Annotated in this window: 20 protein-coding genes; 3 read left to right on the top strand and 17 right to left on the bottom strand. The window is 61.7% G+C overall.

Going from position 1 to position 24,135, the window contains the following annotated elements:
• Nucleotides 1-14 precede the first annotated feature (14 nt).
• Nucleotides 15-1,673 carry an FAD-binding dehydrogenase gene (locus LCM4573_RS00275; protein WP_071003873.1) on the top strand — a complete coding sequence of 553 codons (1,659 nt, stop codon included), beginning with the start codon at nt 15-17 and terminating at the stop codon, nt 1,671-1,673.
• On the opposite strand, the gene LCM4573_RS00280 is transcribed toward LCM4573_RS00275, so the two are convergent.
• Together LCM4573_RS00280 and LCM4573_RS00285 are read right to left on the bottom strand one after the other, a co-directional pair.
• Nucleotides 1,674-2,165, bottom strand: coding sequence for a CreA family protein (locus LCM4573_RS00280; protein WP_071003874.1), 492 nt, complete (start codon nt 2,163-2,165; stop codon nt 1,674-1,676).
• A gap of 70 nt (nt 2,166-2,235) precedes the next feature.
• Nucleotides 2,236-2,823, bottom strand: coding sequence for a 3'-5' exonuclease (locus LCM4573_RS00285; protein ID WP_071003875.1), 588 nt, complete (start codon nt 2,821-2,823; stop codon nt 2,236-2,238).
• A gap of 265 nt (nt 2,824-3,088) precedes the next feature.
• On the opposite strand from LCM4573_RS00285, the gene LCM4573_RS00290 reads away from it, so the two are divergent.
• A complete protein-coding gene (locus LCM4573_RS00290) occupies nt 3,089-3,598 on the top strand; it encodes a GNAT family N-acetyltransferase (protein ID WP_071003876.1) in 510 nt (169 codons plus the stop codon).
• A gap of 3 nt (nt 3,599-3,601) precedes the next feature.
• Here the strand turns inward: LCM4573_RS00290 and ligA are convergent, their stop codons facing one another.
• From ligA to LCM4573_RS00335, 9 genes are all read right to left on the bottom strand, one after another.
• The gene (ligA, locus tag LCM4573_RS00295) at nt 3,602-5,761 is read right to left on the bottom strand and encodes an NAD-dependent DNA ligase LigA (protein ID WP_071003877.1); all 2,160 of its coding nucleotides are present in this window, start codon (nt 5,759-5,761) and stop codon (nt 3,602-3,604) included.
• 68 nt (nt 5,762-5,829) lie between these two features.
• Nucleotides 5,830-6,195: a hypothetical protein gene (locus LCM4573_RS00300; RefSeq protein ID WP_071003878.1), complete on the bottom strand. Its 366-nt coding sequence runs from the start codon at nt 6,193-6,195 to the stop codon at nt 5,830-5,832.
• A gap of 103 nt (nt 6,196-6,298) precedes the next feature.
• Nucleotides 6,299-7,972: a DNA repair protein RecN gene (gene recN, locus LCM4573_RS00305; RefSeq protein WP_071003879.1), complete on the bottom strand. Its 1,674-nt coding sequence runs from the start codon at nt 7,970-7,972 to the stop codon at nt 6,299-6,301.
• Nucleotides 7,973-7,989: 17 nt separating this feature from the next.
• Nucleotides 7,990-8,856 carry an outer membrane protein assembly factor BamD gene (locus LCM4573_RS00310; protein WP_083347255.1) on the bottom strand — a complete coding sequence of 289 codons (867 nt, stop codon included), beginning with the start codon at nt 8,854-8,856 and terminating at the stop codon, nt 7,990-7,992.
• A gap of 204 nt (nt 8,857-9,060) precedes the next feature.
• Nucleotides 9,061-10,014 (bottom strand): UDP-3-O-acyl-N-acetylglucosamine deacetylase, encoded by a 954-nt coding sequence (gene lpxC / locus LCM4573_RS00315; RefSeq protein WP_071003881.1) that lies wholly within the window; start codon nt 10,012-10,014, stop codon nt 9,061-9,063.
• Nucleotides 10,015-10,278: 264 nt separating this feature from the next.
• Nucleotides 10,279-12,036: a cell division protein FtsZ gene (gene ftsZ, locus LCM4573_RS00320; RefSeq protein ID WP_071003882.1), complete on the bottom strand. Its 1,758-nt coding sequence runs from the start codon at nt 12,034-12,036 to the stop codon at nt 10,279-10,281.
• Between the two features lie 89 nt (nt 12,037-12,125).
• Entirely contained in the window at nt 12,126-13,457 is a 1,332-nt protein-coding gene (gene ftsA / locus LCM4573_RS00325; protein ID WP_071003883.1) for a cell division protein FtsA, read from the bottom strand.
• Complete coding sequence (locus LCM4573_RS00330) at nt 13,454-14,383, bottom strand: cell division protein FtsQ/DivIB (RefSeq protein ID WP_071003884.1); 930 nt, start codon at nt 14,381-14,383, stop codon at nt 13,454-13,456. Before LCM4573_RS00330 ends, ftsA begins: the two co-directional genes overlap by 4 nt.
• Nucleotides 14,371-15,297: a D-alanine--D-alanine ligase gene (locus LCM4573_RS00335; RefSeq protein ID WP_071003885.1), complete on the bottom strand. Its 927-nt coding sequence runs from the start codon at nt 15,295-15,297 to the stop codon at nt 14,371-14,373. The genes LCM4573_RS00330 and LCM4573_RS00335 overlap by 13 nt, the downstream gene beginning before the upstream one ends.
• 397 nt (nt 15,298-15,694) lie before the next feature.
• Here LCM4573_RS00335 and LCM4573_RS00340 point away from each other — a divergent pair, with 397 nt between their 5' ends.
• Complete coding sequence (locus tag LCM4573_RS00340) at nt 15,695-16,999, top strand: MFS transporter (protein WP_071003886.1); 1,305 nt, start codon at nt 15,695-15,697, stop codon at nt 16,997-16,999.
• Nucleotides 17,000-17,075: 76 nt separating this feature from the next.
• Here LCM4573_RS00340 and aqpZ read toward each other — a convergent pair whose 3' ends face one another.
• From aqpZ to murD, 6 genes are all read right to left on the bottom strand, one after another.
• Entirely contained in the window at nt 17,076-17,804 is a 729-nt protein-coding gene (gene aqpZ, locus LCM4573_RS00345) for an aquaporin Z (RefSeq protein WP_071005051.1), read from the bottom strand.
• Nucleotides 17,805-18,051: 247 nt separating this feature from the next.
• A complete protein-coding gene (gene murB / locus LCM4573_RS00350; RefSeq protein ID WP_071003887.1) occupies nt 18,052-19,026 on the bottom strand; it encodes a UDP-N-acetylmuramate dehydrogenase in 975 nt (324 codons plus the stop codon).
• A gap of 2 nt (nt 19,027-19,028) precedes the next feature.
• The gene (murC, locus tag LCM4573_RS00355) at nt 19,029-20,438 is read right to left on the bottom strand and encodes a UDP-N-acetylmuramate--L-alanine ligase (protein ID WP_071003888.1); all 1,410 of its coding nucleotides are present in this window, start codon (nt 20,436-20,438) and stop codon (nt 19,029-19,031) included.
• Nucleotides 20,435-21,559 (bottom strand): undecaprenyldiphospho-muramoylpentapeptide beta-N-acetylglucosaminyltransferase, encoded by a 1,125-nt coding sequence (gene murG, locus LCM4573_RS00360; protein ID WP_071003889.1) that lies wholly within the window; start codon nt 21,557-21,559, stop codon nt 20,435-20,437. Before murG ends, murC begins: the two co-directional genes overlap by 4 nt.
• Nucleotides 21,560-21,565: 6 nt before the next feature.
• Nucleotides 21,566-22,720: a putative lipid II flippase FtsW gene (gene ftsW, locus LCM4573_RS00365; protein ID WP_071003890.1), complete on the bottom strand. Its 1,155-nt coding sequence runs from the start codon at nt 22,718-22,720 to the stop codon at nt 21,566-21,568.
• 3 nt (nt 22,721-22,723) lie between these two features.
• Nucleotides 22,724-24,130 carry a UDP-N-acetylmuramoyl-L-alanine--D-glutamate ligase gene (gene murD / locus LCM4573_RS00370; RefSeq protein ID WP_071003891.1) on the bottom strand — a complete coding sequence of 469 codons (1,407 nt, stop codon included), beginning with the start codon at nt 24,128-24,130 and terminating at the stop codon, nt 22,724-22,726.
• Nucleotides 24,131-24,135: the final 5 nt, after the last annotated feature.

The raw sequence follows: 24,135 nt of genomic DNA on the forward strand, positions 1-24,135 counted from the left end.
GGAGGAGCGCTGGTGTGAGCGAAGCAGCCGATGCCATCATCGTGGGCGCGGGTCTTTCCGGGCTCGTTGCCGCAACCGAACTCGCCGACGCGGGCCGCTCGGTCGTCGTTCTCGATCAGGAACCGGAACAGAACCTCGGCGGGCAGGCATTCTGGTCGCTCGGCGGGCTCTTTCTGGTCGATTCGCCGGAACAGCGGCGCATGCGCATCCGCGACTCGTTCGATCTCGCATGGCAGGATTGGCTCGGCACCGCCGGTTTCGACCGCCCCGAGGACTATTGGCCGCGCGCCTGGGCGGAGGCTTACGTTGCGTTCGCGGCCGGTGAGAAGCGCGCCTGGCTGCGGCAGATGGGGCACCGCCTGTTTCCCGTGGTCGGCTGGGCTGAACGCGGCGGCTGGTCGGCCACGTCCCACGGCAATTCCGTGCCCCGCTTCCACATCACCTGGGGCACAGGTCCCGGCGTGGTCGAGCCGTTCGAAAAACGGGCCCGCGAAGCGGAGAAAGCTGGAAAAATCCGGTTCCTGTGGCGGCATAGGGTCGACCGGCTGCTGATCGAAGCAGGACAGGTGACCGGCATTTCAGGCACCTTGTTGGAGCCGAGCACAGCTCTGCGAGGCGCGGAAAGCTCGAGGGTAACCGTCGGGGATTTCGAACTCCGCGCCCAGGTGGTGATCGTCGCCTCAGGCGGCATCGGCGGCGACCAGGAGCTCGTCCGCGCCAACTGGCCGAAGCGGCTCGGACTGCCGCCCGCGAACATGGTTTCCGGCGTGCCGAAGCACGTCGACGGCCGGATGATCGGCATCACGGAAGCAGCGGGCGGCCGCGTCATCAACCGCGACCGCATGTGGCACTATGTCGAGGGGCTGAGAAACTGGAATCCCGTGTGGGAGCGGCACGGCATCCGCATCCTGCCCGGCCCCTCCTCCATGTGGTTCGATGCGTCAGGCAAGCGCCTGCCCGCGCCCTTCTTCCCCGGCTACGACACGCTCGGCACGCTGCAACACCTCATGGCGACGGGCAATGATTATAGCTGGTTCGTGCTGAACCAGAGCATCATCCGCAAGGAATTCGCGCTTTCCGGCTCGGAGCAGAACCCGGACCTCACCGGCCGCGACTGGCGGCTTACCGCAAGGCGTGCGGTCGGCAGGCGTGCCACCGGACCTGTGGAGGCCTTCAAGGAGCATGGCGAGGACTTTGTCATTGCCGACACGCTCGCCGGACTCGTCGCCGGCATGAACCGGCTTGTCGGCAACGACCTGCTGAAACTTACCGATATCGAGCGGGAGATCGTCGCGCGGGACCGGGAGATCGCAAATCCCTTCAGCAAGGATGCGCAGGTGATGGGCATTCACAATGCCCGCCGGTCGCTCGGCGAAAAGCTGGTGCGGACGGCAAAGCCGCATCGGATACTCGATCCCGCCCACGGGCCGCTCATCGCGGTGCGCCTCAACATACTGACGCGCAAGACGCTCGGCGGCCTGGAAACCGACCTCTCCGGCCGGGTTTTCGGTCACGATGGCAAGATCGTTCCCGGCCTCTATGCGGTGGGCGAGGCCGCAGGCTTCGGAGGCGGCGGCGTGCACGGCTACCGGGCGCTGGAGGGCACCTTCCTTGGCGGCTGCCTGTTCTCCGGCCGCAATGCCGGCAGGGCGGCGGCGGGCGCCATTCTCTGATCAAGGCTTGCCCTTGGTCCAGTTCACCTGCTGGCCGTAGAGCGGAACCGTCGAGATCGCCATCTTGGCCGAGCCTTCAATGATCTGCCGCGAATGGGCGAGATAGATCAGCGTGTCGTTCGCCTTGTCGTAAATGCGCTTGACCAGAAGATCCTTCCATATCAGCGAGCGGCCTTGGCGGAAGACTTCCTCGCCGCTCTTGGAAAGGTCGATATCGCCGATCTCCACCGGGCCGGTCTGGCGGCAGGAGATGGAACTGTTGGACGGGTCTTCGAACCAATTGCCCTGCTTCAGACGATCGATGATGGAGCGGTCGAAATAGGTGACATGGCAGGTCACGCCCTTGACCTCGGGATCGGCGACCGCCTCCACGATGATGTCGTTGCCGATCCAGTCCACGCCCACCTCGCCTACCACCTGAGCGGAGGCGGAAGCCGCAGAAAGGCTGGCGGCAAGAAAGGCCATGGCGGCCAGAGAACGAAGTGCGGTCATCACAAGCTCCGATAAACGATCCGTGATCTCAGATAATGTCCGCCGAGACGGATGCAAGCAACAGGCCACACTACTTCCGGACAGTGCAGGGCGCATAACCGTCCGAAAACAGCCTGCCGGCCTTCATGCCGATTATCGACGGAACATCCCGCACATGGGAAACGGCGACGGATTTCGCGATGGCGATCGCCGCCTCGGCACAAATTGCCGCGTCCTCCGCAGCGTTGTGGTGCTTGAAATGCAGGCCAAGATGGTCCGCCAGAACATTGAGCTTGTGCGAGCCGAGATGCGGCCAGACCTTCTGTGCCATTTTCACGCTGCAGAGATAGGAAAGCTGCGGATAGCTTTGCCGGTAGGCATCGAGACAGGCCCGCCAGACGCTGAAATCGAACGCCGCATTGTGCGCGATCATGGTGGCGTCGCGAAAGTCGTCGGCGAACTCGTCCATCACTTCTGGAAATTCGCCTGCGTCTTCGACATGTTCCGGCCGTATGCCGTGAATGGCGATGTTGAACGAGGAAAACCGCATCTCCCTGGGGCGAATGAGACGCTCCTCGACCCGCACAACCGCATTATCTTCTATCCATGCCAAACCGACAGAACAGGCGCTGCCGCGCTGCTCGTTGGCCGTCTCGAAATCTATGGCAATGGTCTTCAAGGCAAGGTCCGGTCGAATATCGGTCCTTGTCTACAGAAGCGGGATCGATTCGGCAAAGAGCGGTTTACGGCCTCCTTGACGCTCCGCCCTGCCTCTGGCCTTATGGCGCCATGACCAGCTTCGCCATCCACATGCACCTTACCATGACCATTCACCCTGCAGGGTGCGTGGCGGTTTTGGGGCGTTAGCCGGTCACCGTCCACACCCCTGCCGAAGCCGGCAGGGTTTTACCGCTCTGCTTTGGCCAAGCCCCAAGGAGAGCAAAATGAGTGACAAACCACCCGCTTTACCCTTTGTCATCCGCGCCGCGCGGATTTCCGATATCGAGCAAATCACGGAACTCGTGAACCTGCCGGGCTTTCGCTATGGCACGCTGCGGCTGCCCTATCAGACTGTGGAGACGACCCGCAAAAGGTTCGAGACCGCCAATTCCCGCACGGTGAGCCTCGTGGCGGAACTGGACGGCCGGATCGTCGGAGACGCCGGGCTGATGCCCTATGAGGGGCGCAGAAGCCATGCAGCGTCGCTGGGAATGGGCGTGCACGACGATTTCCGCGGTCGCGGCATCGGCAGTGCCCTTCTATCGGCATTGCTGGAGACAGCCGACAACTGGCTGAATCTTCGCCGGATCGAGCTGACGGTTTTTACGGATAACCAACCTGCAATCCGGCTCTATGAGAAACTCGGTTTCGCCAAGGAAGGCCATCTCCGGGAATTCGCCTTCCGCGATGGCGGTTATGTCGATGCCTATTCCATGGCACGGCTGAGAGCCTGACCGTCATCCGCCGATGAAGGTTAGCCACTCGTCCTCGTCCATCACCTCGACGCCGAGCTCCCTCGCCTTGTCGAGCTTGGAGCCGGCGCCAGGACCCGCCACGACATAGTCGGTTTTCTTCGAGACCGATCCGGCAACTTTGGCGCCTAGGCTTTCCGCGCGGGCCTTGGCCTCTTCGCGGGTGAATTTTTCCAGCGAGCCAGTGAACACCACGGTCTTGCCCGCGACCGGGCTGCCGCTTGCCGAAATCTGCTCGGCGGCCTGCGGCGTCACCTCCTCCAGGAGCTGCGAAATGACCTCGACATTGCGCGGTTCCTTGAAGAATTCGACGAGCGCTCGAGCGACTACCTCGCCGATGCCTTCGATATTGTTGAGGTCTTCCCACGCGTCGCCGGAAAAATTGGCAGCTTCCTTCATTGCCGCTTCGAAGGCCTCGTAAGTGCCGTAAGCACGGGCAAGCAGTTTCGCGTTGGTCTCGCCTATATGGCGGATACCGAGCGCATAGATGAAGCGGTTGAGAGCAATGCTTCGCCGTTCGTCGATGGCATCGAACAGCTTCTTGACGCTCACCTTGCCGAAGCCCTCGATATTCTCGAGCTTCGTCAGCTCCGAAGCCTCCTGCCGCTTCTTCAGCGTGAAGATTTCCGGCGCGGTCTTGATCGAAAGCGCCGGGTCGGACGATTCGAAGAAAAAATCGATCTGCTTGGCGCCAAGCCCTTCGATATCGAAAGCATTGCGCGAGACGAAATGCTTCAGGTGCTCGACAGCCTGGGCGCGGCAGACGAAACCACCGGTGCAACGGGTAACCGAATCGAGCTTGCCGGTCTTCTCGTTCTTCTCGCGCACGGCATGGCTGTCGCAGACGGGGCATTTCTTCGGGAACTCGTAAGGCACGGCATTCGCCGGGCGCTTCTCCATCACCACGTCGAGCACCTGGGGAATGACATCCCCTGCCCGCTGCACGATCACGGTATCGCCCACGCGGATATCGTGCTCATCTTCGCGGATGCGCTCGCCGGAATTGCCGATGCCCTTGATGTAATCCTCGTTATGGAGCGTCGCATTGGTTACGACCACGCCGCCGACGGTTACCGGCGTCAGGCGCGCGACCGGCGTAAGGGCACCGGTACGGCCAACCTGGATGTCGATCTTCTCGACATGGGTGAATGCCTGCTCGGCGGGGAATTTATGCGCCGTCGCCCAGCGGGGCGAGCGCGAGCGGAAACCGAGCCGCGCCTGCAGATCCAGCCGGTCCACCTTGTAGACGACGCCGTCGATCTCGTAGTCGAGATCCGGACGCTTCAGGCCGATCTCGTTGTAGTGGGCAATAATGTCTTCGACCTTGCTCAACCGCTTCATCAGCGGATTGACCGGAAAACCCCATTCTTCGAATTTTTCCACCATGCCCATCTGGGTATCGGCGGGCATTTCCGACATCTCGCCCCAGGTATAGGCGAAGAATTTCAGGTTGCGGCTCGCCGTAACCCTGGCGTCGAGCTGACGCAGCGAGCCCGCCGCCGTATTGCGCGGGTTCACATAGGTCTGCCTGCCTTCCGCTTCCATCTGCGCGTTGAGCGCCAGGAAGTCGCTCTTGCGCATGTAGACCTCGCCGCGCACCTCGACGACGTCGGGAGCGCCGGCGGGAAGCCGATTCGGGATTTCCTTGATGGTCTTGACATTCTCGGTGACGTTTTCGCCGGTGGTGCCGTCTCCGCGCGTCGCGGCGTTCACCAGCCTACCCTGCTCGTAGCGGATGGACATGGAAAGCCCGTCGATCTTCGGCTCCGCGGTAAAGGCTATCGAGCCGTCCGGCAGTTGGCCGAGGAAGCGATAGACCGACGAGACGAAATCCCGCACGTCCTCATCCGAAAACGTATTGTCCAGCGAAAGCATCGGCCGCGAATGGGTGATCGGCGCGAAGGTCGGCAATGGCGCAGCACCCACCCGTATGGATGGACTATCCGCGCGAATCAGATGCGGAAAGCGCTTCTCGATCGCATCATTGCGCCGCTTCAGCGCATCGTATTCCGCATCCGAAATCTCCGGCGCGTCGTTACCGTGATAGAGCTCATCGTGACGGGCGATCTCGGCGGCGAGGAAAGCCAGTTCCGCGGCAGCCTGTTCCTCTGTCAGGTTCTCGACGGGCGTTTGTTCGGCGGACATGCAAGCGACTCCTTCATAGAGGAGTCGCTTTTAGAGCAAATTGGAAAGATGGAAAATCCGGGCGATCGTCAGTAACGATCGATCAGGGGGCAGCCCGGTGCATTCGCGAAGACGAGTCTGACATTTTCCTGGGTTTCATAGTCGTAACCGTCGACCATTACCCGGCGCCTGCCTTCGCGAGCGATTTGTGCGTCGGAAATACCCATGCGTCTGGCAGCGCGCAAAGCGCGGCGCGGGCTGCATCCTTCGTAGGCCATTTCCCGATCTTCGTAGCGAGGCCTAGGAGCCGGCCGGTATTCACGATAGTCGTAGGCCGGCGGCTGGTCGCCAAAGTAGAATTCCACTCCCTGTGCAGCAGCCTGCGAGGGCAGCCCTATCCCTGCGGCGGCAAGCGACGCGATGCTGAAGATCATTGTGGTGCAGATTCTGGCCATGGCCATCTCCGTAAGCGAATAAGACTAGGTGCCGAACATAGGCAGGCGAACATGAACCGCAGCAAAACGGCCGGTTCATGTTCATTTTCGAAGAATCGGAAATTTAGACGCTGCCCGCCAGAAGCCGCTTGGCCGCCGCCCGCGCCTCATCGGTGACGGAAGCGCCGGCAAGCATGCGGGCGATCTCTTCGGTGCGGTGCTCCGGTTCCATGGTCGCCACGCGCGTGGCGATTTTCTCCGAGCCGTCGGTTACCGGCCCCTTGGAAATCAGGAGATGCGTGGCCGCGCGCGCCGCCACCTGCGGCGCATGGGTCACGGAAAGCACCTGCACCTTATCGGAAAGGCGTTTCAGCCGCTGACCGATGGCATCCGCCACCGCCCCGCCCACTCCGGTATCGATTTCATCGAAAACCAGCGTCGGAGCAGAGCCGCGATCGGCAAGCGCCACCTTGAGCGCCAGCAGGAAACGGGAGAGTTCGCCGCCTGAAGCCACCTTCATGATCGGACCGGGCCGCGTACCGGGGTTCGTCTGCACGTGGAACTCAACAGTATCTATACCTTCGGCGGCGGCGGCCTCTGGATCGCTCGTGACTTCCACCATGAATCGCGCCCGCTCGAGTTTGAGAGCGGGCAGCTCCGCCATCACCGATTCGGCAAGCGCATCCGCGCCATGGCGGCGTTTCTGCGAAAGCGCGATGGCGGCCCGGTCATAGTCCGCCTTGGCGGCTGCGGTCAGCTTTTCAAGCTCGCCGAGCTTTTCCTCACCCGCATCGAGATCAGCGAGATCGGCAACCATCTTTTCCGCAAGGGCCGGCAGGTCGGCGACCGCAACCGAATATTTGCGTCCGGCAGCGCGGAGCGCAAACAGCCGCTCTTCCACCCGTTCCAGCTCGCGCGGATCGAATTCTGTTTTTCGAAGCGCCGCCTCGACTTCCATCTGTGCGTTCGAAAGATGATTCAGCGCCGTGTCGAGCAGTTCGACGGTTTCTTCGAGCAGGCCCGGCGCCTCATGGCTCTTGCGTTCCAGGCGGCGCACCATGGAGGCGATGAGCGGAACGGGAGATGCGTTGCCGTTCAGGAATTCGGATGCTTCGGAAATGTCGCCGGCGATGCGCTCCGCTTTCTGCATGCGCGAGCGCTGCTCGGCCAACTCATCCTCCTCGCCGTCGCGGGGACTCAGCGTTTCCAGTTCCTCGACGGATGCACGCAGATAGTCCGCTTCGCGGGCAGCCGCCTCCACCTTGGCACGGTGCACCTTGAAGGCTCTTTCCGCATCTTTCCAGGAGCGGTAGAGGCCCGACACATGCTGGGCGTCTTCGCCGAGCCCGGCAAAGGCATCGAGCAGGGTCCGATGAGCATCGGTATCGACCAGCGCCCGATCATCGTGCTGGCCATGGATTTCCACGAGCAACTGGCCGGCCTGGCGCATGAGCTGCACGCTCACCGGCTGATCGTTGACCGAGGCGCGCGTGCGCCCATCGGCCGACTGGACGCGCCGGAAGATCAGGTCGCCGTCGTCGTCGATGCCGTTCTCCCGTAGAAGCAGCCGTGCCGCATGTCCCGGCGGCACATCGAAGACCGCCGTCACCTGCCCCTTTTCCTCCCCATGGCGAACGAGACCGCCATCGCCGCGCCCGCCGAGAGCGAGCGAAAGACTGTCGAGAAGAATGGATTTGCCGGCCCCCGTCTCGCCGGTCAGCACTGAAAGGCCGGTTTCGAAGGCGAGATCCAGTCGCTCGATCAGAACGATATCCCGGATCGATAACTGGATCAGCATGTTTCCTCGATCTTGGCTTATGCGCCTATAAGACGAGCCCCGGCACGCGAGATCCAGGAACCGCGGTTCTCACGTGGCTCTACGCCACCCGTCTGCAGAAGCTTGTAGGAATCCGCATACCACTGGCTGTCTGGATAGTTGCGCCCGAGAACGGCAGCAGCCGTCTGCGCCTCTTCGACGATGCCCATCGCAAAATAGGCTTCCGTCAGACGCGCCAAGGCCTCTTCCACCTGATTGGTATTGGAATACTGCTCGACCACCGTACGGAACCGCGTAATCGCGGCGAGGTATTCCTTGCGCTCGAGGTAATAGCGGCCGACCTGCATCTCCTTGCCGGCGAGCTGGTCGCGGGCGAATCGAATCTTGGCCTGCGCATCCTCGACATATTCCGAATCCGGATAGTCGTTGACGACCTTGGTCATCGCCTCGATAGTGCGGCCGGCCGCGCGCTGGTCCTGCGTCACGTCGGCGATCTGCTTGGAATAGGAAAGCCCAACGAGATACTGCACATAGGCAGAATCCTTGGAATGCGGATATTGGGCCAAGTACCGGTTACCGGTCTTGATGGCCTCGTCGTTCTGGCCGAGCCGATACTTGCTGAAAGTGCTCATCACCAGAGCCTTGCGCGCCCATTCGGTGAACGGGTGCTGCCGGTCGATGGCGTCGAACTTGCGGCTCGCCTCGGCGATATTGCCCGCCTTCATGTTGGCGAGGCCCTGGTTGTACAGGGTTTCCGGCGGATCGCTTTCAAAGCCGAGCTTGGTGATGTCGATGTCCTTATCGGACTGGCACGCGGTCACGCCGAACCCGGCGCCCATAAGCATCAGCGAAACGAGCGCCAACCGCGCCGTTCCACGCATTCCAGCAGACCTTGCATAAGCCATTCGATACTTCCCGATCGTCCCGCGCTTAAAAGCCCTCTGCTCTAGCCATAAAAGCAAAGAGAGAGCAACGCAATGATGGCGCATTAACGCAATTTTGTGGCATTCGTAACCCTTTCGGGCATCGAAAAGCCATATCGAAATACTTCCACACAAAAGAAAAGGCCGCTTCCGGGGAAGCGGCCAGGTCTACTGCGGCGAAACTTATCAACCCGCCCAAGGGGCGAATTCCGGCATGCTGACCGGCACGAACTCCCCTGCCCGGACGCGCTGGCTGCGCGACGGAGCCTCGACTACCTCGTAAGCAGTCGGGTCGCTCAGCAGCGCCTTCAATGCATTGGCGTTCATCTTGTGACCACCGCGATAGGAACGGTAGCAGCCGATGAACTGCGCGCCGGCAAGCGCCAGATCGCCGACGGCATCGAGCGTCTTATGACGTACGAATTCATCTTCAAAACGCAGGCCTTCGATGTTGACGACCGTATCGTCGTCGGAGATCACGACGGAATTCTCGAGCGAGGAGCCGAGTGCATAGCCGGCAGCCCACAGACGCTCGACATCGCGCATGAAGCCGAAGGTACGGGCGCGGGCGAGTTCCTGCTTGAAGGTTGCAGCTGTCAGATCGCCCTTCCACGTCTGGCGGCCGATCAGCGGCGATGCAAAATCGATCTCCACTTCGAAACGGGTGCCGTCATACGGACGGAACTCCGACCAGGATGCGCCCGATTCGATACGCACCGGCTTTACGACGCGGATGTAGCGTCGCTTGATGCCGAGATTGACGATTCCGACCTGCTCGATCGCCTCGATAAAGGGATAGGAGCTGCCGTCCATGATCGGCATCTCGCCGCCATCCACCTCCACGACGACATTGTCGATGCCGAGCGAATAGAGGGCGGCCATCACGTGCTCGATGGTCGCGACCGAGCGCACCAGCGAAGTGCCCAATACGGTGCAAAGATCGGTATTGCCCACCTGCGAGGAAACCGCGCGATATTCGGCGACGCTGCCGTCTTCGAAGTTACGGCTGAAGACGATGCCGGTACCGGCTTCCGCAGGCTGGAAGGTAATGCCGACGGAACTTCCCGAATGAACGCCGATTCCCGTCAGGGTGACAGGCGCGGCGATTGTCGTCTGGAAACCAAGTAGTCCGATGGTCATTACTTACTGCCTTCTTTTTGCCGGCCCGAGAGCCGGAGTTCTGTTACCCGGATAGCCACCCCATTCTGAGGACTCGCGTTTTCCGGGCCTTTGTCAGGCTCCTACATACGCACACGCTTCGGACATTCCAAATCACTGTTCGTTTCGGTTTGTAACGTTGCTAACCCACGAAGCCGCCTTCGCTTTTCGGCGCGGGCGAAAGCTTCAATGACAAGGGCCCGGATAGGTGATCCGGGCCCTTGCGCGATATCGGAGAAGACGTTCTCAGTTCGACTGGCGGCGCAGGAACGCCGGGATTTCGAGCTGGTCGTCGTCGTGATGGCTGGCCGCCCGCGGAACCGCCCGGCCCTGATCGTCCAGCTGGCCGCGACGGGGAGCGTAAAGGCTCGCTTCCGGAGAAAGCGACCGGCGCTGCTGGGAGGCGGCGCTCGGAGCCGGCGCAGTCATGTCGGCATTGACCGGCTCGTCCTCGCGGCGTCCGAGCGAATTCGTGATTCGCTTCAGGAGGCCCATCGGACCGCGCTCTTCCTGAACATGCTGCACGGGATGAGCGCGATGCTCCATCTCGGCCTTAACCACCGGCGGGAAGTCTTCCACCTTCGGCATGCGGACCGGCTCGACAACCTGCGGAGCGGGAGCCGGGGCATGCTCTTGATGGTAAGGCTGCGCCATGCGCGGTGCCGGCTGCGCCTGCATGTGATGAGCATGAGCAACCGAAGGCTGCGGTGCCGGGCGATTCATGACCGGAGCCGGTGCAGGTGCTTCGGCCGGAGCCGCGGCAGCGAAGATCCGGCTTTGCGGGCGGAACTCTTCCTGCGGCTGCTGCATGGCCGGCTGCGGTGCGGCAGGCTGAGGCGCCGCGGCGATGGCAAGCTCCCGTTCCATGTCGGCCTCTGCCTGACGGATGGTTTCGGCAATCGGGTCGACGGTCTTGGGTGCCTGCGTCATCACTGCAGGCTGCACTGCGGCCGATGCCGAGGCAACGGCCGCGGAGGGACGGATAATTGGCTTGGCGGCTGCACGCATTTCCATCGCGTGGAGATCGCTCTGGCCGGCGTTGCGATCGATTCCGGTCGCGACGACGGAGACGCGGATCAGGCCTTCGAGCGCCTCGTCGAAGGTCGCGCCGAGGATGATGTTGGCATCCGGATCGACTTCTTCGCGGATACGGGTCGCAGCCTCGTCGACTTCGAAGAGAGTGAGATCGCGACCGCCGGTGATGGAGATCAGCAGGCCTTGAGCACCCTTCATCGAGGTTTCGTCGAGCAGCGGGTTGGCGATTGCGGCTTCCGCAGCCTGCAGCGCACGGCCCTGGCCGGATGCTTCGCCTGTGCCCATCATCGCACGGCCCATTTCACGCATCACCGAGCGAACGTCGGCGAAGTCGAGGTTGATGAGGCCTTCCTTGACCATGAGGTCGGTGATGCAGGCAACGCCCGAATAGAGCACCTGGTCCGCCATCGCGAAGGCATCCGCGAAAGTGGTCTTGTCGTTGGCGATACGGAAGAGGTTCTGGTTCGGGATGACGATCAGCGTATCGACCGACTTCTGCAGTTCCTGGATGCCTTCTTCGGCGAGACGCATGCGACGGCCGCCTTCGAAGTGGAACGGCTTCGTCACGACGCCGACCGTCAGAATGCCCTTGTTCCGGGCCGCCTGCGCAACGACCGGAGCCGCGCCCGTGCCGGTGCCGCCGCCCATGCCGGCGGTAACGAAGCACATGTGCGTCCCGGAGAGATGATCGATGATCTCGTCGAGGCATTCTTCGGCAGCAGCGCGGCCGACTTCCGGCTGGGAGCCCGCGCCGAGACCTTCGGTGACCTGCACGCCCATCTGAATGATGCGCTCGGCCTTGGTCATGCTAAGAGCCTGAGCATCAGTATTGGCGACCACGAAATCGACGCCTTCAAGGCCCGCCGTGATCATATTGTTGACGGCGTTGCCGCCGCCGCCGCCGACGCCGAACACGGTGATCCGGGGCTTCAGTTCGGTAATATCAGGCTTCTGCAGCTTGATGGTCATGTTACCAGTTCCTTCTTTTTCCTGGCCGCGTCGCCAATCGGGCCAATTCATTCAACTTTTCTCTGACGTCCGAACGCCACTCCAGCACGTCAAAAACTCTCCTTCAGCCATTGGCCCATGCGAGCCAGCCGGCCGTTACCATTGCCGAGCGAGGCGATGAGCCCGCTCTGCGAAGCATGTGTTTCCAGTTCCGCGACCTGCGGATAGATCATCAGTCCCACGGCCGTCGAAAATGCAGGTCCCTTGGCCGCAGCCGGAAGACCCGAGACGCCCATCGGGCGGCCAATCCGGACATTGCGGGCCAAAATCCGCCGGGAGGTTTCCGCAAGACCGGTCAACTGGCTCGCTCCTCCGGTCAGGACCACGCGTTTTCCGACGATCGGGCTGAAGCCCGACTTCTGGATACGGTCACGGATGAGCTCCAGCGTCTCCTCGATGCGAGCTCGAACGATCCGCGTCACCAGCGACCGCGGAACCTGGGTCGGCTGATCGCGATCGTCCTCGCCGATCGGCGGGACGGAGATCAGGTCGCGCTCGTCCGCGCCGGTGGAAAGCGCCGAACCATGAACGACCTTCAAACGCTCTGCGTCCTCGATCCGGGTCGACAGGCCGCGGGCAAGGTCGGTGGTCACATGGTGACCGCCAAGCCCGATGGCGTCGGTGTGAACGAGCCGGCCTTCGGCGAATACCGAGATCGTGGTGGTGCCGGCGCCCATGTCGATCGCCGCACAGCCAAGCTCCACCTCGTCGTCCACCAGTGCCGCAAGCCCGCTTGCGTAAGGCGTGGCCACAATGCCCTCGACCGAGAGATGCGCACGGTTGACGCAGAGCTCCAGGTTCTTGAGCATGGCCTGCTCGGCCGTCACCACATGCATGTCTACGCCGAGAATATCGCCGAACATCGACTGCGGATCGCGAATGCCGCGCTCACCGTCGAGAGAGAAGCCGGTCGGCAGCGAATGCAGTATCGCACGCTCCTGGCGGCGCGACTGCTGGCTGGCGGCGACCAGAACCTTGCGCAGGTCCGCCGCTTCGACCTCCTGTCCACCGAGATCGATCGTCGCCGTGTAGACGTCGCTCGCCAAACGGCCGGCCGAAACATTGACGATGAGGCTGTCGACGGTGAGTCCTGCCATGCGCTCGGCGGTATCCACCGCCAGCCGCACAACGCCCTCCACGGCATCGAGATCGGCGATCACGCCGGACTTCACGCCCCGTGAACGCTGGTGGCCGATGCCGATGATCTCGACGCTGTGCGTGYGGCCGGGCAGGATTTCGCTTTCCTGACGCGGCGTCAGCCGGCCGATCATGCAGACGATCTTGCTCGAGCCTATATCGAGCACTGAAACTACGTGACTGCGCTTCGAAGACAGCGGCTTCAGACGCGGCAGACCGAAATGGGAAGACCCGAAAAGGCTCATGACTGCCCCGCCTTCTTGAGTGCCTTGGTACGCGCGTCGAGCGCCTGCTTGCGCCGATCGTCGGCACTCGCCGTCAACTGCACGGTCGTACGGTCGTCGAGCCTGAGGTCTACGGCTGCGATATCACGCTCCAGAACCCCCTGCTCGGCTTCGAGGCGGGAAAGAACGGCAAGCGCCTTGTGGATGTTGCTTTCCGGCAGCTTCAGGACGATGCCGTTGTCGAGATGCAGATCCCAACGACGGCCGGCGACGCGAACATAGGCGCGCACCCGCTGCCTGATCTCCGGCCATCCGGCGAGCTCTTCCTCGAAGGAGGCTGCGGCACGTTCCGCATCGCGGCCGACGAAAAGCGGCAGGGAAGCAAACTTGCTATCCCTGAGTGGCGCGATCACGCTACCGTTGCGTTCGATCAGCGAAAGCTCCGAGCCATGCTGCCAGATCCCGAATGCCTGGCGCTCCTTGAGGGTGACCTCGATGGTCCTGGGATAAACCTTGCGAACTTCGGCATATTCCACCCAGGGAAGCTCCGAAAGCTTGCGGCGCGCAGCCTCGACATCGAGAGCCAGCAGCGAAGTCGTGCCGTCGAGCCCGAGAAGCTGGAGAATATCGATCTCCGAGGTTTCGTTGTTGCCGGAAACCCGAACATCTTCGATGGCAAACCCGGCCGAAGCGGTCAACGCCTGAGCAAAGGCCTGGCCGTGCCCGCCGACCGACATGCCATAGAGACCGGTTGCACCAAGAAAAGCAAACGTGGCAAAGGTTCCGGTATGCGCCGGGATATGGATGCGGCCGGTCGCAAGACTGACACAGAAACGAACGACGCGACGCAACGGGCGCGGCAGAACCCGACGATCCTCGGCACCCACATAAGCTTCCCGATTGCGGCTGCGCGGTCCGCCCGCCCTTTTGCCGATCAACGCAAGCACGACGCGTCCTCCACCATCCAACGGACAAGTTCACCAAAGGAGTGGCCGGCATGAGCGGCCATTTCAGGCACCAGCGACGTCGGGGTCATGCCGGGCTGCGTATTGATCTCCAGCCAAATGACCTCACCGTCTTCGGAAAAACGATCGTCGTAGCGGAAATCGGAGCGACTCACGCCCCGGCAGCCCATCGCCTGATGCGCCTTGAGGGCCAGTGTTTGTATCTTTTGGTAAATATTCGGTGAAATCTGCGCCGGAATGACATGCTTCGAGCCACCCGCAGCGTATTTCGCATCGTAATCGTAGAATGCGTTGCCGACCGGCACCACCTCGGTGACTCCGAGCGCCACATCGCCCATCACACCGCAGGTCAGCTCGCGCCCATAGATGTAGCGCTCGACAAGAACGCGATCACCGTAGCGCCACTCCGACGAAGTGATGACCTGCGGCGGATGGGACTGATCCTCCTTGACGATAACGACACCGAAAGATGAGCCCTCCCGGACCGGCTTCACCACGTAAGGAGGCTTTATCGGATGCGTATTGCCGATATCGAAACGGCTCATCGAGCGGGCCTCGGCAACCGGCACCCCGGCGGCCTTGGCGACATGCTTGGCCTGATGCTTATCCATGGCGAGCGCCGAGGCGAGCACGCCGGAATGCGTATAGGGAATTTCGAGATATTCGAGGATGCCCTGGATCGTCCCATCCTCTCCGAAAGGACCATGCAGCGCATTGAAGGCGACGTCCGGCTTCAGTTCGGAAAGAACCGCCGCAACACCGCGATCAACATCAACGCGGGTGACGCGATATCCTTCCTCCTCCAGCGCCTTTGCGCAGGCATTCCCCGATGACAGGCTGACGGGCCGCTCGGAGGAAAAGCCTCCCATCAAAACAGCCACATGCTTGCCGGTCATCGATCACTCCCCGAGAAAAAAGGACTACGCTTCTACGCCGTCGCTCTTGCGCCAGCCTGTCCGGAGATTGCGATTCCCGCCGCCCTTCAGACATGGGCGCATTAGTGCCCGAATATGGTTAACAAAACGTTTACCTTGGTTAACCAGACACCCGAAGCCAATGAAATAAAAGAGCAAATTCCACCGCCATTAAGACGAAACTTTAAATGGGAACCGCGGCGAACGACCGAATCCTTAAGGGCTGGGCCTACGCATGTGCCGGAGCGATTCCTGACAAGATCCCGCGCATTTCTTTTCTCTTATTGCGTCTTTTCTGTTTTGGTTTTCGAAAAATTACGCTATGGCCGACCGGGCCCTCCCAAGAGCCTCCTATAATTCCTCTTAATTGGATGCAGCGATGACCAATGCGATACCGACAGTATCGCCGTCCGCTGAGCCGTTAGAACCTGTTGCATTGAACTCCCCTGCACGAGTCCTGACGGCCAGTCTGGTCGGCACGACGATCGAATTCTTCGATTTCTATGTTTACGCCACGGCCGCGGTGCTGGTTTTCCCGACCCTGTTCTTTCCGAACAGCGATCCGACCACCGCACTGCTCGCCTCCTTTGCGACATTCTCGATCGCGTTCTTCGCCCGCCCGCTCGGAGCAATCGTCTTCGGGCACTTCGGCGACCGCATCGGCCGCAAGACGACGCTCGTGGCTGCCTTGCTCACCATGGGTATTTCCACAGTGGTGATCGGGCTTTTGCCATCCTATGAGGCGATCGGCGTCGCCGCACCACTGCTTCTGGCGCTTTGCCGATTCGGCCAGGGTTTCGGCCTCGGCGGAGAATGGGGCGGCGCGGTACTGCTCGCGACGGAGAATGCGCCTCCCGGCAAACGGAGCTGGTACGGCATGTTCCCGCAGCTCGGCGCGCCGGTTGGCCTCTTCCTCTCCTCGGGCATGTTCTGGGTGCTTCTCCACTTCATGTCGCAGGAAACGCTGCTGAGCTGGGGCTGGCGTGTGCCTTTCCTGGCATCCATCCTCCTGATCGCGCTCGGCCTGTGGGTGCGGCTTTCGATCACCGAAACGCCGGCGTTCCAGAAGACGATCGACAGACAGGAGCGCGTGGAAGTGCCGGTCGCGGAACTCTTCCGCAATCACAAGCRCAGCCTCGTGCTGGGCACTTTCGTGGCGCTCGCGACCTTCGTGCTCTTCTACATCGGTTCGGCCTATCTGCTCTCCTACAACGTCAAGGTGCTGCAGATGCCGTTCATCGAAGCACTTGAGGTCCAGATCCTCGGCTCCGTCGTCTTCGGTATCTTCATCCCCATCATCGGCAAGCTGGGCGATCGCTTCGGTCGTCGCGAAATGCTGGTTCTCACGACCGTGCTGATCGGTATCTTCTCGTTCTTCCTGCCGGGTCTGATGACCGGCGGCGAAGCATCGATCTTCGCTTTCTCGGCGCTCGCCATGCTGCTGATGGGCATGACCTACGGCCTGATCGGGACCGCGCTCGCCGCACCCTTCCCCACCGCCGTGCGCTATACCGGCTCGTCGATCACCTTCAACTTCGCCGGCATCTTCGGCGCCTCGTTGGCGCCCTATATCGCCACCTGGCTGCAGGCAAATTACGGCATGACCTATGTGGGCTATTATCTCGGCCTGTCGGCGGTCATCACGCTCGCCTGCATCCTGCTCTCCGGCAAGGACGAAGTCTGAAACAGACCGGAATCAGAATAACAAGAAAGCCCGCGAAGCTATTGGCCTCGCGGGCTTTTCAATTTTCAGAACCCGGTTAGGCGGAACGTGGTGTCCCGGCTACCTTCGCAGCCGCCACTTCTTCCGTATCGTCTACCAGCTTCCAGGCCACCGCGCCGAGCACCGCACCTACGATCGGCGCGACCCAGAACAGCCAAAGCTGTCCGAGCGCCCAGCCTCCGGCAACCACCGCCACACCGGTCGAACGAGCCGGATTGACGGAAGTGTTGGTGACCGGGATCGAGATCAGATGGATCAGCGTCAAGGCGAGGCCGATCGCGATCGGGGCAAAACCGGCCGGAACCTTGGAGCCTGTCGCCCCGAGGATGATGAAGATGAAGAAGCCCGTGAGGACGACTTCCGCAACCAGCGCGGCGGTCAATGAATAGCCGCCGGGCGAATGCTCGCCATAGCCATTGGACGCAAAACCGCCGAGCTGGAAATCGGCCTTACCCGAAGCGATCAGGTAAAGCACGAAAGCTGCAACCACGGCTCCCACCACCTGAGCGATGATGTAGGGCACGAGGCTTGCTGCCGGAAACCTGCCGGCCACCGTCAGGCCGACCGATACTGCGGGATTGAAATGACCACCGGAAATGCCGCCGACGGCATAGGCCATGGTCAGGACTGTGAGGCCGAAAGCCAGGGATACGCCTACAAAACCGATACCAAGGTCGGGATAGGCGGCAGCCAAGACGGCGCTCCCGCATCCCCCGAATACAAGCCAGAATGTACCAAAGAACTCAGCCGAAAGTTTCTTGAACATCGAGAACCCCCACATAGTGTGCCCTTTCCGGCTCACGCCGGGGAGAGGGCACGAGTCGTCACTGCCCAATGACTATGCAGCAAGATTGACGAAATGCAACTTGAGCAGGCAGCAGGTAGTTTTCGGCGATGTCGGAGCTTGGAAAAAGAGATGAAGAGGTTTGTTAGAAAATCCCAACAAGAATATGAATCAAATCGCTTAAGGATCATCGATGCCCCAGCCTTAACCGAGGCATCGACTTTTCAGCTTACTCGTTAGTCACGCCTTGGAAAGGCCTCACCTCGCGCCCCGGCATGAAGATACCGAGTCGCTTGATCTCCCATTCGAGCTTGATTCCGGAATGCTCGAAGACGCGCTGGCGCACCGTTTCCCCGAGATATTCGAGATCGTAGCCGGTAGCGTGGCCTATATTGATCATGAAGTTGCAGTGAAGCGAGGACATCTGCGCTCCACCGCTCATGAGCCCGCGCCCGCCTGCTTCGTCGATAAGTTTCCAGGCCGAATGGCCTTCCGGATTCTTGAAGGTCGAACCGCCGGTCTTCTCTTTGATCGGCTGCACCGTTTCGCGATGTTGGCGGACGGCATCCATATCGGCGCGGATCTTCGCCCGATCTTCCGGATAGCCCTCGAAGACCGCATGCGTAAAGATCAGGTCGGCAGCGGCCGAGGAATGACGATAGCTGTACCCCATATCCGCGTTGGAAATCACGTGCTTGTTGCCCTTGCGGTCGACCGCATGGACCTCGACAACTCGCTGGCAGGTTTCTCCGCCGTTAGCCCCGGCATTCATGCGCAGCGCGCCGCCGATCGAACCGGGAATACCGTAATAGAATGCAAACCCGCCGATACCGTTATCCATCGCCATGGCGGCAATGTGCTTGTCGGGGCAGATCGCGCCAGCCTGGATGCGGTTCTCGCCGGCGAGATCGACCTGGCCGAACCCCTTGGCAGAAAGGCGAAGAACCACGCCCGGAATGCCGCCGTCGCGAACCAGCAGGTTGGAGCCGACGCCCACGACAGTCAGCGGTACTTCCTTGGGAAGAATCTTGAGAAAGGCGACGAGGTCATCGACATCGTGCGGCTGGAACATCAGCTCCGCAAGGCCGCCCGCCTGAAACCAGGTAACGCGGTCCATGGGAGCGTCCGGCGTCAGACGTCCACGCAATTCCTTGACGCCTTCTCCAAGCGACGCCAGCAGTTTTTCCCCGTTCACCTGTTTCATTCTCACTGTCCCGAAATACCTTCCAGTTCCCTCGGCAATGCTGCCGCCCATTGCGTGATATTGCCAGCCCCCAGAAGAACCACGAAATCACCCGGTTCCGCAATGCCCGATACAATCGATGCGAGTTCCGCCGGAGAAGATATATATCGCACATCGCGATGACCGCCCGATCGGATACGCGTGACCAGCGCTTCGGAATTGGCGCCTTCGATCGGCTCTTCGCCGGCCGCATAGACCGGCGCCAGTATGATGCTATCGGCATCGTTGAAGCAATTGGCAAAATCCTCGAACAGGCTYGACAGGCGCGTATAGCGATGCGGCTGATGGACCGCGATGACGCGGCCCTGGYAGGCTTCGCGTGCTGCCTTCAGCACGGCCTTGATCTCTACGGGATGGTGGCCGTAATCGTCGAACACCTGAACGCCGTTCCAGCTTCCCGTCAGCGTGAAGCGCCTTTTGACGCCGCTGAAGGCGGCAAGTCCCTTGCGGATGCTTTCTTCCGGAATGCCGAGCCGGTTGGCGACCGCGATCGCCGCGGTGGCGTTGGAAATATTGTGCCGGCCGGGCATCGGCAGCTTCAGGTCGCTGAACTTGAAGACCTCGCCCGTGCGGCGGCGGCGTATTTCCACATCGAAGGTCGAAAGCGTCCCCTCCATAAGGACGTTGGAGAAGCGCACGTCAGCCTGCGGGTTTTCTCCATAGGTGATGATCTTGCGGTCCTCGATACGGCCGACCAGCGCCTGCACCTCCGGATGATCGAGGCAGAGCACGCCGAAGCCGTAGAACGGCACGTTCTCGACGAACTGCCGGAAAGCCGCTCGTACGGCATCGAAATTTCCGTAGTGATCCAGATGTTCGGGGTCGATATTGGTGACGACGGCGACATCGGCGGGCAGCTTCAGGAAGGTGCCGTCCGATTCGTCGGCTTCCACCACCATCCACTCACCCTCGCCCATGCGGGCATTGGTGCCGTAGGCATTGATGATGCCGCCATTGATGACGGTCGGATCCAGCCCGCCTGCCTCAAGCAGCGCGCCCACCATCGATGTGGTGGTCGTCTTGCCATGCGTACCGCCGATGGCGATGGCATTGCGGAAGCGCATCAACTCGGCGAGCATTTCAGCACGGCGGACGATCGGCAGCGATTTTTCACGCGCGGCGACGAGTTCCGGATTGTTCTTCTTGATGGCAGTCGAGACGACGACCACCTCCGCATCGCCCAGGTTTTCGGCCTGATGTCCAACGAAGACCGGAATACCCTTGTCGCGCAGGCGCTGCACGTTGGCGCTGTCGGCCTGGTCCGATCCCTGCACGCGATGGCCGAGATTGTGCAGCACCTCGGCAATGCCGCTCATGCCGATCCCGCCGATGCCGATGAAATGGACGAGCCCGATGGCCTTCGGCAGCTTCATGCATGTACTCCTTTGATAACTGAAATCGGCTTGCGCTCGGCAATAGCCACAACCATGTCCGCCAGCAAGCCCGCCGCGTCGGGCCGGCCCGCCTGCTTTGCCGCGGCCGCCATCTTTTCGAGACGTTCCGGCTCCTTCATGGCTGCCGAGATCATAGCAGCGAGCCTGTCCGGAGAAAGTTCGGATTGCGCCACGACTTCGGCACCTCCGGTGGCGACAAGCGCCGCCGCATTGGCTGCCTGGTCGTGATCGAGCGCGTAGGGATAGGGGACGAGAATGGCAGGCCGGCCAATCACCGAGATCTCCGACACCGTCGAGGCGCCGGAACGGCAGACTACCAGATGCGCCACCGCAAGACGTTCCGCCATGTCTGTGAAGAAAGACGAGACATCCGCAGGCGCCTGCAGCTTGGCGAAGCAGGAATTCACCCGGTCGGCATCCTCGGGCCGGGCCTGCTGGGTCACCACGAGACGCTTGCGCTCCGGTTCCGCAAGCAGGCTGAGCGCCGTCGGCACGGCGGAGGAGAAGAACTGCGCACCCTGGCTACCGCCGAAGACGACGAGCCGGAACGGCGCATCCCCCTGCGATGGCACGTAAGGTATCTTGGCTGCCTCGAGCACGGCGGGACGAACCGGATTGCCGGTGGTGACAGTCTTGGCCGCGTAAGGCCCGGTGTTCTCCGGGAGGAAGCCGCCGGCGATCGCCTGAACCTTGCCGGCCAAGGCCTTGTTCGCCCGGCCCATCACCGCATTCTGCTCGTGGATCATCGACGGAACGCCCATCGAGGTCGCAGCCATCAGCGGCGGCACCGTCGGATAGCCGCCGAAACCGACCACGGCGACGGGCTTCAGGCGTCCGATCAGCCTGCGCGCCGCACGCAGCCCCGTCCAGAGCTTCCAGCCGGTCCGAAGCAGTGCCACCGGATTCTTCGATGCGAGCGTCGCCGACGGTACGACATGGATTTCGTCCGCCGGAAACTTGCCGGCAAAACGTTCGGCGCGGCTGTCCGTGACGAGGTGAACGGAATAGCCTCGCGCCCGGAGCTCGTGTCCGAGGGCTTCGGCCGGAAATACATGGCCGCCGGTGCCACCGGCGGCAAGCAGGATAATGCCTTTGGTCATAGTTCCCTACTCCGCCGGAACACCGTGGCCGACGCGGAAAAGGCTCCGCTCCTGGGCCCGTTTTTCAGGGCGGTGACGCGTCAGCGCGAGAATGAATCCGGCCGTCACGCAGATCGCGATCATAGACGACCCCCCGTAGGAGATCAGCGGCAGGGTCATGCCCTTCGCGGGCATGAGTTCCAGGTTGACCCCGATATTGATCATCGATTGCATGCCGATCTGCAGCACCAGGCCCGCGACCGCGAAGCGGTTGAAGTCATCGCGCTCCTTGAAGGCGTGATTGAGGCCGCGCAGCACGATGAAGGCAAAAACCACTACAAGCGCCATGCAGAAGACGATACCGAATTCCTCCGCGGCCACGGAGAAGATAAAGTCGGTGTGGCTGTCCGGCAGGATGCGCTTGACGACGCCCTCGCCCGGCCCCTGGCCGAACCAGTCTCCGCGGATGATGGCGTCGCGGGCCGTCTCCACCTGGAAACGATCGCCTTCGCCGGTCAGGAACYTGTCGAAACGGGAGGTCACGTGCGGCAGCATGTAATAGGCAGCAAGCAGGCCGCCGGCTCCGAAGCCGCCAAGCACCACGATCCAAAGCCAGGGCATCCCGGCCATGAAGAACATGCCGCCCCAGACCACGCTCGTCAGGATCGTCTGGCCGAGGTCCGGCTGAGCGACCAGCAGGGCGGCGACGATGCCGAAAAGGATGATGGCGAAGAGATTGCCGGGAATTTCCGGTTGCCGCGCATGCTCGGCGAAAAGCCAGGCGCAGACCACCACGAAAGCAGGTTTCATGAATTCGGACGGCTGGATGGAGAAGCTGCCGATCGAGATCCAGCGCCGCGATCCCTTGACCTCGACGCCGAAGAACAGCGCCAGCACCATCATGGCGATGGAGACAAGCAGTAGGATGATCGCCGCCCGGCGCACCTGCCGGGGCGACATGAAGGAAAGACCTATCATCACCGCCAGTGACGGAATTACGAAGAGCGCATGCCGCTCGACGAAGTGGAAGCTATCGAGACCGAGCCTTTCGGCAACCGGCGGAGAGGCCGCGAAGGAAAGCATGAAGCCGAGCCCCATGAGCAGCACGAAGGCGGCGAGAAAGAAACGGTCGATCGTCCAGAACCAGTCTGCGAGCGGACCACGATCTGCGCGGCTTACCATCTGTCAGTTCCCCTTTCCCGTCTCGATCAGCATCGTGACACCGTCCAGGCCTGCGACATGCTTGACGAAGGCATCGCCGCGCACTTCGAAGTTCTTGTACTGATCGAAGCTCGCGCAGGCCGGCGACAGCATGACGGCGGAAGCCTCGCCATTACTTTCCGCATCCGCGGCCGCATGAGCGACTGCGCGTTCCAGCGTACCGGATATCTCGTAAGAAACCGTTTCGCCGAGCGTCGCTGCAAAGGCAGGTGCCGCCTCCCCGATCAGATAAGCTTTGACGATACGCGGAAAGAGTGGAGCGAGGCTTGCGATCCCGCCTTCCTTTGGAAGGCCGCCGGCAATCCAGTAGATACGGTCATAGCTGGAAAGTGCAGGTGCCGCGGCATCGGCATTGGTCGCCTTCGAATCGTTGACGAAGACGACATTGCCGCGATGGCCGACCGGTTGCATGCGGTGCTTCAATCCAGGGAAGGATTTCAATCCAGCGCGGATATCGTCCGCGGAGACCCCGACTGCGAGGCAGGCCGTGATCGCGGCAGCGGCATTCTGGGCATTATGGCCACCCTTGAGAGGCTGGATGCCGTCGAGATCGATGAAAAGCGAAGACGTCCCGCCATGCGCCTCGATGATCCGGCTGCCTTCCGCATAGAGCCCTTCAGCGACCACGTTGCGTTTCGAAATCCGCCGGACCGGCACCCCGGCGCGCTCGACGCGATCGGCGATCAGCGCTGAGTAGCTGTCATCTACGCCGATGACGGCCGTCGCGCTGCCGGCGACCAGTCTCTCCTTAACATCTGCATAGTGCTGCATGGTTCCGTGGCGGTCGAGGTGATCCGGCGTCAGATTGAGCAGGATGCCGGCGGTAGGATTCAGCGTCGGCGCAAGGTCGATCTGGTAAGAGGAGCACTCGACCACGAAATATCGCTCCGCCTTCGGCGGATCGAGGGTCAGGATGGCGGTGCCGATATTGCCGCCGAGTTGTGTGTCGCGCCCGCTCGATTTCAGGATATGCGCGATCAATGCGGTGGTCGTGGATTTCCCATTCGTGCCGGTGATCGCGATGAACGGGCAATCCGGTGCATGCGCCCGGCGCTCACGCACGAAAAGTTCCACGTCGCCTATGATTTCGACGCCCGCGGCGCGCGCCAGATCGACGCTCCAATGCGGTTTGGGATGAGTGAGCGGCACGCCGGGCGAGAGCACGAAAGCGGCCATCGCCGGCCAGTCGATGGTGCGAAGATCCGCGGTCCCGACCCCTTCAGCCGCTGCCTTGGCGACGCTGTCCGGGTTGTCGTCCCAAGCGACCACTACGGCTCCGCCCGCAACCAGAGCCTTTGCGGTGGCAAGTCCGGAACCGCCGAGCCCGAAGAGGGCGACTTTCCTGTCCTTGAATGTCGTGACCGGGATCATCGCTC

Source organism: Rhizobium sp. LCM 4573 (assembly GCF_001854865.1).
Lineage (GTDB): Bacteria > Pseudomonadota > Alphaproteobacteria > Rhizobiales > Rhizobiaceae > Neorhizobium.